This is a genomic window from Desulfurobacterium sp. (genome assembly GCF_027028515.1).
In the GTDB taxonomy this organism is placed as follows: Bacteria; Aquificota; Aquificia; order Desulfurobacteriales; family Desulfurobacteriaceae; genus Desulfurobacterium_A.
Genome location: NZ_JALVIW010000092.1, coordinates 1 through 7,784 on the forward strand (window position 1 = coordinate 1; position 7,784 = coordinate 7,784).

The following is a 7,784-nucleotide window of genomic DNA, read 5'->3' on the forward strand; positions in this document are numbered from 1 at the left end:
GTGAAAATTATAGAGTCAACGCCTAAAGTAACCAGCTACCATTTTTTAAAGACGCGAAAGGCGGGCCCTTTTAACTTTGTTGATGTTCACCTTGTCTTTAATCCTGAGATTTCACTGAAAGAGGCTCATGATATATCTGATCAGGTTGAGGAAAGGATAAAACAGATAGATCCCGATAAGAGGTGGGAGGTTACGATACACCTTGACCCGACTGATGATTCCTGCTTTCACGATACCGATGGCTGCTTGAAAGGAGAAAAATGAAAGAGATATTTCATCCGCCGGTTCTTTTAAATGAATCCATTGAGTTTTTAAAGGCTAAAGAAGGGGGAGTTTTTGTTGACGCTACCCTCGGTGGAGGTGGCCATACCGGGGCGATACTTGAGGCAAACCCTCAGAACAGAGTCATAGCCATAGACAGAGATGAAGAGGCAATAGATAGGGCTATAAAGAAGCTTGAGCGGTTCGGTGACAGGTTTTCCGTTTATCACGCAAACTTTGCGCAAATAGGCGTTGTTCTTGATGAAGAAGGGATAGATTTTGTTGACGGTATCCTTTTTGACCTTGGCGTTTCTCACTTCCAGTTAAGGGGAGACAGGGGCTTCTCCTTCTGGAAGGACGATCCTCTTGATATGAGGATGGACAGAAGCCAGAAGCTAACGGCTGCTGATGTTGTTAATACTCTGTCAGAGAGAGAACTGGCGAACATCATATACCGCTACGGCGAGGAGAGATTTTCAAGGAAGATAGCAAGAGAAATAGTAAAGAGACGAAAAGAAAAGCCGATAAAGACGACCCTTGAACTTGCGAAAATAGTTGAATCTGTTATACCTAAAAAACTCTGGGCTGGAAGAAAGAAGCATCCTGCCACCAAAACCTTTCAGGCGATAAGAATCTACGTTAACAAGGAGCTTGAAAGCATTGAAGAGGCAATTCCCGAAGCAGTTGACAGGTTAAAACCCGGTGGAAGGATTGTTGTTATAACCTTTCACTCTCTTGAAGATAGAATAGTAAAGGAACTTTTAAAAGAGAGAAAAGACCTTAAAATAATTGCCAAGAAACCTGTTCTGCCGACTGAGGAAGAGATAGCAGCAAACCCTGCCGCAAGGAGTGCAAAGCTGAGAGCGGCTGAGAAAAAGGCACCCGCAGAGCTTGGAAATTAAGGCAAGGTGTTTAAGTCGGCTTTTTTTCAAAGATTTCTTTTACTACTGTTTGTATGAAATTTTCGGGAACCTTTCCTATCAGGAACGGAGAAACCGAAAGTTTTTGTAAGGTATTTAATATCCCTTCGCTCTTTACAACTTCCTGCAAGTAAGCTGCCCTTTTTCTTAAGGTTTCTTCCTTTCTTTTTAAGAAATTCCTAAGGATCAGTCTGGTGCTTTCGGTTTTTAATGGATCTTTTAAAACGGTGTAAGCATCTAAAAAATCTCTTATTTTTAAGCTTTCTGTTCTGTAAAAAAATTTTTTGACAAGTATTTCTTCCGGTTGCTCTACAAATATTTCCATGTTTGAATCCAATGTTTTTTTGACAGGCAGTTTCCCGCTTAAATTTGGGGCAACTATAAAGTCTATTTCTCTGTTTTCCACTGATATTTTTATAAAAACGGAAGATTCCTTGTAATCGGTAGCTATGCTTTCGGAGTATTCGTTAAGTCTTGGAGATAACATTATGATGTATTGAGGATTTGTAAGAAATATATCAACATCTTTGCTTTCTCTGTGCCAGTACCGGAACATTAAAGCACTGCCGCCTCCGAAACTCCATTCATTATAAGGAATTTCGGCAGTTTTTAGACAGCTTATTGCCTTGTTTAGTAAATCAAGAATTTCTAATTTCCACTTTAGAATATGTTCCATAATTCCTCTAACTCTTCATTGCGGAACTTTGGCTTTATATATCTCTCGTAATATTTTTTTAACTCTTTCATATCTATTCCGTGTTTTTCACAAAACGACACAACCATGGAAACAGGAACTTCGGAAAAGAAAACCTCTACCTGTTCGTTTAAAGGATAGCTTTTTGGGAAAATTTGCCCCTTTATAAGTTCCGCAAGCTTTTCCTCTGTTAGTCCTTTTCTGTATGCACGGTTAATTGTAACTATCGAAGGATCCATCTTTCCTCCAGCTATAATAATTTACCATAATTAATTACAACCTTTCTTATAGCATGTTCAAGTTCTTTTAGCTTTTCGTATTCTTCCACGGTTAGTATTACGAACTTTTTTTCCTCTAACGGAGATAAAAACGTTCTCAAACTTCTTTAAAAGTTCAGATATGTAAGAGATACCTCTTCTTTTAAGCTCGTTTGCCGTTACGATCATTGCGTCCCCAAAAGTGCTCCTTATAGAAATATATCAGATACTGTTAAAAGTCTATTTGTTGGCTTTTTGTATTTTCGTCAAGTTTTGGTTTATGCGACAGATACGGTCCTATTTTAAGGCTATTATTCTATTAAGACTTTGATGAGGGAGGATTTATGATTATAAAAACAAGAACGCCGTACCTTGGGAAAAAGAAAATCTGGATGAGGTTTGTTACATCTACAGGAGATTACGAAAAATTCTACGAGATAAGATTTCACAACATAGAAAAAGGGGCTTTTCTATACGAGATTGGTGATGATTTTCCGAAAGATCTGATAGAACTTATCTTCGGTTATGGGGCAACTATCTGGCATCGTTGAATGTATAATTTAAAAAGTTTTAACGGGGAGGAGAAATTATGAAAACATTAAAAAGTGATGAGATATACTCTTGCGTGGAATCAATGGTTAAGGAGGCTGAAAGAAGTGTAAAAATTTCCTCTGCCTGGTTAAAGGGGAGCATCGTTGATAAGCTGCTTTCAAATCTTCCTGACAGTGTGGAACTTGAAGTTATCCTTAGAGCTTCTGAGCTTCAGGATCTTCTCATAACTGACGATTACGTCTTTAGGAAGATAGAAGAAAAGGGAGGGCAGGTTTATTTAAACAACAGGCTTCATGCAAAATTTATCCTTGCCGCCGTTGAAACCTATGTAGAATTTGCCGGAAGAGATTTGATAGACCTTCTGCCCTCCCTTCAAACCGGAATGGGAATCCTGAGCGGTTTGGGTGTACCCTTTCCGGTAGTGGTGGAGGTGGACGGTTGATGATGGAGCTGGTGGCTACTTGGCAGCACGTGGAAATTACTCAGGTACAATTAAGTTATACGAAAGATGCTTAGGGAGGCAAATGAAAATGAAAATGTTTAAAGTAAAGCATATTAATCTAGCAAAACAACTTTTAAACTCTATTACAGAAAAAAATATAGAAAAAAGTTTAGAAAACGCGAAACAACTTTTTGAAGAAGTGCTTGGTAAACATTTTGCAGATGAAATTGATAAAAATGGTGTACTAAGATATAAATCACTAACCGGACCGGCGGAAAATATACAGTATTTTGGAATATTGTATGAAAATGCGCCACAAAGCGGTGTTTATGACAACTTTTCACTGGTGTTGTTCCCTGATAACACTCAGAATTCTTCAGAATTACTTTTATGCTGTGGAATAGGTACAGGTGGAATTACTGAAGATGCTGAATGGCTAGGAATTCCATGGGTAAAAAGGACCATAAGACTCCTTTTGAAACTTATTAAGAAAGAGCGATGGAACACAGAAGAAACCGATGTTTTTGTTAAAGATGACGTTACCGATGAATATTCCGAAATTCCAAATCTGGTAAAGAGTAATCTTGGTAATTTCTCGAATTATACGGAATTATGGAGAAAATATGGTAAATTCTTGCCATCCGTCTGTGTAATAAAACCCGATGATAAGGGTGCTCAGGCTTTTCTTTCTCACTTACTTCTATACGCCAAGTTTAGGAATTGGCCATTGAGGAAAGAATTCTTAAGTATCTTAGAAAATAAATTACTTCCAGCACTAATTAATATTTGGAGAAGTTACCCTTCTTTTGAACAATTATCAAGTTATCTCCTTCAAAGAAAGTACTTAATACTACAAGGACCACCTGGTACTGGAAAGACATGTTTAGCTGAAAAAACAGCAAAATTTTTGAAACAGAATGGGGAAATTACAGATTATGAAATTATACAATTTCACGCATCCACATCTTACGAAGATTTCGTTGAAGGGATAAAGCCAGATACTAATTCAAATCAACTAATTTTTAGAGAACACAAGGGACCTTTGTTAGAAGCCATTGAAAAAGCTGAAGAGGCAGAAGGGGAGAATAAGAGATATTTACTAATGATTGATGAGATAAATAGAGGGGACTTAGCAAAGATTTTAGGTGAAGCAATATTTCTTCTTGAACCTACTGAAAAAAGGAGAATCAAGTTAAGATCTGGTAAGGAAATAATCATGCCTCAAAACCTTTACATAATCGGGACAATGAACACAGCCGATAGGACAATTGCTATTTTAGATTTTGCTATTCGAAGAAGGTTTGCGTTTGTAAATGTTTGGCCTTCAGGACAAAAACTTGAAGAAATATTAAATGAAAAAGGCACTAATGAAGAAACTAAAAATAGAACTTTAGAGTATTGCAATAGAGTTCAGAATATATTTTTCAAGTATGCTAGTGATGAAGAATTGCATTTACAACCAGGACATACATATTTCATTGTTGACTCAGAGGAGGAGCTGGAAAATAAACTAAAATATGAAATTGCACCACTACTGCAGGAATATTTAAACGAAGGAAGGTTATCCGTGGCAAAAAACGAGATTATCTCCTTCATCGACGAGGTTCTAGACAAATGAGGTTGAAAGTAAAAATATCTTTAACAGAATTTGGTGACACGCAAACTTTTTCTAAAGAACAAATTAAAAATTGGTTTTCCTCAGGAAAATTTGATAAAAGATATCCACAGGAATATTTAAAGAAGTGGATTCGTACGAATTCTCGGTATCTTGCATTTTTGGGGATCTCATACAAATGGGATGATGAAAAGAAAAAATTGATACTTATTCCCGGTAACAAAATTGGATTGGTTCCTTTAAGAAACCCTTATGGTGGAAAAGTGTATGGAAGTATAGTAGTAAAGTCTAGATTGGAATGGATAAATATATACGATATATTGGAAGCTATAGGCTGGAAATATCAACCCCCGTTTCCTAAAAGAAGAAGAGCCAATTATTAGTGATGGAATTTTACCAAGATGGTTCAAAGCCATTGATACCTTAGAAGCAATTGCACAAGCTATTAATATACTCATGAAGGGAATAGATAACAAATATGTGAAATTAAGCGTCCCTGTTGGCAATGTTGATTGGAATAGCTATTCTACAAAAAGTGTTCCAAATGGAAAATATGCACAATTTATCAGCGTGATTACAGATTATTCTATTGATTTAGACATCCATCGGCAGTTTAAAGGCATCACGAGGATGATTTTCCAGGATATTTCTAGTAACAAGGTTTCCACAAAGGTTAAGTATAGAGCTAGACAACTAATAATGAACATTGAAAGAAAACTTGAAAATATCCCTTCAGGACCACCAAATATTGAAAAATTGAAGAAGGCAGAAATTCCTAGTTTTTATCGTAATTTATATGAAAAAGCAGTCCAAAAGTGTGAAGAGTACATTAGTCAGAGTAGATTTTCAATAAGTGGCGGTAACTATTATGGTTTACCTTGGTCAATAGAAATGGACAGGTTATTTGAATTTTGGGTAGAACATTGGACACATATTTTTGCAAAAAGAATAGGAGCGCGCTTTTATTCTGATATTAGAAAAAATTCCAGAATACGGTTTTATAACCTTAGTAACAATTAAAACCAGACATAATAATTGAAAAGGGGTCCAAGACGCTGATCATCGAGGTTAAATACAAAAAGCACTTGGCGTATCTTCAATATGGAAATTATTCCCCAGAAATTCTTGAAGAACACAGACATGATATACATCAACTTCTATCATATATGAGCAGTTCAGGTAATGATAAAAGAATTGGATGTTTGCTATATCCCATATTTAATGGGAGCATTTCTAATCAATTTGCTACTTTGATAAGCTATACCAATACAAAAGCAGATGTAGACGTTATGTTATGTGGTACACCCCTTCAACCAGAGAAGTTTTTAACTTTGATAGAAAATATATGGAATGAAAAATATACACATTAGTCTAGCGGTAGTGTTTATAGAATTGTGTAGATTCTATCATGTTTTCAACCTCTCACTAAAAATTTCAGAAAGCTAATCGTAAATAACATGCCAGTTCTTTACAGAACCTTTGCTTCGCTTTTTATCAAGCTTAACTACGGCTAAACATAAGCTTTTAAAAAATAATTAAATCAATCAATAGCTTAATATGAATTATTCCAAAGATATTAACAATCTACGCTGAATTTTCTATTACCTTTTCTTGTTGACAAATTTGACAACACCCGATTGTTTTTTGACAAAATAAACCTATATATATTAATTTGTATATTATCAATAACCGCCAAAACTTGGCAGCTTCAAAAGTTTTTCAATTTTGTACAATTTGCTCCTACCTTGAGAGAATTAACGGCCGAGTAATGCCTTAAATGATTTACAGTTCCACTTTTTATCAAGTTTAAAAATAGTTGCATCAATAATTTTGCATAAGCTACTTCAAGGACAGCACTAACTGACAATAAAACTGTCTTTTTGACAGGATTAGTCAATGATTAAGTGTTTTACATGAAATTCCTGACACAATCCAATTCATTTTTAAAACTTTAATCATAAATAAGCCTTTTCAAATCCATACATCAAAGATTTCTGCCTCATTCAGTAACAGGAATTATGAACCTTTTTGAATTGGTGTTCACAATTTTTACAGAAGTTTATATCACATGATAAAGTTTTTTAAGAGAGCATACTCTTCCTTTGCCTTTTCAAAGATTTTCTCGGCCAACCTTTCAATGTTTAACATGGCAAGATCTCTTTAGATAATTTTTCCATGATTCAAGAGCTTAATAGGACATTGGGTGTCCCATAAAACAGATAGACTTCTCTCAAACCTTCAAGGGGTTAAGCTGTGAAGGAAATTACAAGATCTACGTTTGAAGATTTTGGCAACACCGATAAGGTTCTTGAAATTCTTGAATTAGTTTCAAAAGAGCTTGCTGGCAATTATGTAGTTATAGGGGGATTGGCAGTTCGGACTTACGCTGGAAAAGTTAGAAAGTTGACTCCAGATCTTGATTTTCTCGTAAAGCCTGAGGTTGAAGAAAAGGTTTTCTCTCTGTTCAGGCTAAGCAGAAACACACTCTGCGGCTCTGTATGGCTTGTCGGAAATGTAGATGGTGTTGAGGTTGACTTTCAGGTTGCTACAAAAGAGTTTGAAAATGAAATTATTGAAAGTGCAGAGACTTTTTGCGTTGATGACTTTTTTATAAAAGTGGCTAAACCTGAACATCTGATTTTAATGAAACTCGGCGTTTTGAGGGAGAAGGATGAAATGGATATAGCTTTACTTTTGAAACGGAAAGAATTGGACCTCGGAAAGCTGCTTGGACTTGTAAAAACTCATTTGCCGTCTGAAATTGATACGCTAAAGCAGTTTGTTTTGATGAATAAGTTGGTAAAGGAGTAAAAGATGGTGGAATGTGTCGTTGAGTTCTCTAAATGTCTTGAAGAAGTTTCAGCTTCTCAGTACGATAGAGTTATAAGTTTTATTGAAAGCCGCTCATTCGTTATGTTTTACAGCACATAGAGAAAAGAGCCATATGGAAGGATGTAAACAAAATCTCAAATCTTTAATAAGAAATGTTTATAAGAAAGCAAATATACGAGCTATTCTATTGTATGGAACTGGTTTAAAAAGT

At 35.7% G+C, this 7,784-nt stretch carries 11 protein-coding genes; 8 read left to right on the forward strand and 3 right to left on the reverse strand.

What is annotated here, in order from left to right; genetic code table 11:
• Positions 1-264, forward strand: a 264-nt coding sequence (locus tag MV676_RS07750) for a cation transporter dimerization domain-containing protein (RefSeq protein ID WP_297446488.1), incomplete at its 5' end; no start/stop codon positions are given.
• Positions 261-1,163: a 16S rRNA (cytosine(1402)-N(4))-methyltransferase RsmH gene (rsmH, locus tag MV676_RS07755; protein ID WP_297446490.1), complete on the forward strand. Its 903-nt coding sequence runs from the start codon at positions 261-263 to the stop codon at positions 1,161-1,163. The genes MV676_RS07750 and rsmH, both read left to right, overlap by 4 nt.
• 10 nt (positions 1,164-1,173) lie before the next feature.
• Here the strand turns inward: rsmH and MV676_RS07760 are convergent, their stop codons facing one another.
• Genes MV676_RS07760 through MV676_RS07770 form a run of 3 tightly spaced genes read right to left on the reverse strand, consistent with a single transcriptional unit; the run spans position 1,174 to position 2,321 of the window.
• Entirely contained in the window at positions 1,174-1,857 is a 684-nt protein-coding gene (locus MV676_RS07760) for a nucleotidyl transferase AbiEii/AbiGii toxin family protein (protein ID WP_297446492.1), read from the reverse strand.
• Entirely contained in the window at positions 1,842-2,114 is a 273-nt protein-coding gene (locus MV676_RS07765; protein ID WP_022846167.1) for a hypothetical protein, read from the reverse strand. Before MV676_RS07765 ends, MV676_RS07760 begins: the two co-directional genes overlap by 16 nt.
• Before the next feature lie 57 nt (positions 2,115-2,171).
• The gene (locus MV676_RS07770) at positions 2,172-2,321 is read right to left on the reverse strand and encodes a hypothetical protein (RefSeq protein ID WP_297446495.1); all 150 of its coding nucleotides are present in this window, start codon (positions 2,319-2,321) and stop codon (positions 2,172-2,174) included.
• A gap of 155 nt (positions 2,322-2,476) precedes the next feature.
• Between MV676_RS07770 and MV676_RS07775 the strand changes: the two genes are divergently transcribed.
• From MV676_RS07775 to MV676_RS07800, 6 genes are all read left to right on the forward strand, one after another.
• Complete coding sequence (locus MV676_RS07775) at positions 2,477-2,683, forward strand: hypothetical protein (protein WP_297446497.1); 207 nt, start codon at positions 2,477-2,479, stop codon at positions 2,681-2,683.
• A gap of 38 nt (positions 2,684-2,721) precedes the next feature.
• Positions 2,722-3,126: a hypothetical protein gene (locus tag MV676_RS07780; protein ID WP_297446499.1), complete on the forward strand. Its 405-nt coding sequence runs from the start codon at positions 2,722-2,724 to the stop codon at positions 3,124-3,126.
• Between the two features lie 88 nt (positions 3,127-3,214).
• Positions 3,215-4,744 carry an AAA family ATPase gene (locus tag MV676_RS07785; protein WP_297446501.1) on the forward strand — a complete coding sequence of 510 codons (1,530 nt, stop codon included), beginning with the start codon at positions 3,215-3,217 and terminating at the stop codon, positions 4,742-4,744.
• On the forward strand, positions 4,741-5,124 hold the full coding sequence (locus MV676_RS07790) for a hypothetical protein (protein ID WP_297446502.1): 384 nt from the start codon (positions 4,741-4,743) through the stop codon (positions 5,122-5,124). Before MV676_RS07785 ends, MV676_RS07790 begins: the two co-directional genes overlap by 4 nt.
• Positions 5,125-5,197: 73 nt before the next feature.
• Positions 5,198-5,761: a hypothetical protein gene (locus tag MV676_RS07795; RefSeq protein ID WP_297446504.1), complete on the forward strand. Its 564-nt coding sequence runs from the start codon at positions 5,198-5,200 to the stop codon at positions 5,759-5,761.
• A gap of 1,233 nt (positions 5,762-6,994) precedes the next feature.
• On the forward strand, positions 6,995-7,552 hold the full coding sequence (locus MV676_RS07800; RefSeq protein WP_297446506.1) for a nucleotidyltransferase: 558 nt from the start codon (positions 6,995-6,997) through the stop codon (positions 7,550-7,552).
• Positions 7,553-7,784 lie beyond the last annotated feature (232 nt).

Excerpts from the sequence above, each read along its gene's own strand:
- MV676_RS07785 (WP_297446501.1), top strand. The coding sequence starts at position 3,215 with ATGAAAATGTTTAAAGTAAAGCATATTAATCTAGCAAAACAACTTTTA.
- MV676_RS07780 (WP_297446499.1), top strand. The coding sequence starts at position 2,722 with ATGAAAACATTAAAAAGTGATGAGATATACTCTTGCGTGGAATCAATG.
- MV676_RS07790 (WP_297446502.1), top strand. The coding sequence starts at position 4,741 with ATGAGGTTGAAAGTAAAAATATCTTTAACAGAATTTGGTGACACGCAA.
- MV676_RS07795 (WP_297446504.1), top strand. The coding sequence starts at position 5,198 with ATGAAGGGAATAGATAACAAATATGTGAAATTAAGCGTCCCTGTTGGC.
- MV676_RS07775 (WP_297446497.1), top strand. The coding sequence starts at position 2,477 with ATGATTATAAAAACAAGAACGCCGTACCTTGGGAAAAAGAAAATCTGG.
- MV676_RS07760 (WP_297446492.1), bottom strand. The coding sequence starts at position 1,857 with ATGGAACATATTCTAAAGTGGAAATTAGAAATTCTTGATTTACTAAAC.
- MV676_RS07770 (WP_297446495.1), bottom strand. The coding sequence starts at position 2,321 with ATGATCGTAACGGCAAACGAGCTTAAAAGAAGAGGTATCTCTTACATA.
- rsmH (WP_297446490.1), top strand. The coding sequence starts at position 261 with ATGAAAGAGATATTTCATCCGCCGGTTCTTTTAAATGAATCCATTGAG.
- MV676_RS07765 (WP_022846167.1), bottom strand. The coding sequence starts at position 2,114 with ATGGATCCTTCGATAGTTACAATTAACCGTGCATACAGAAAAGGACTA.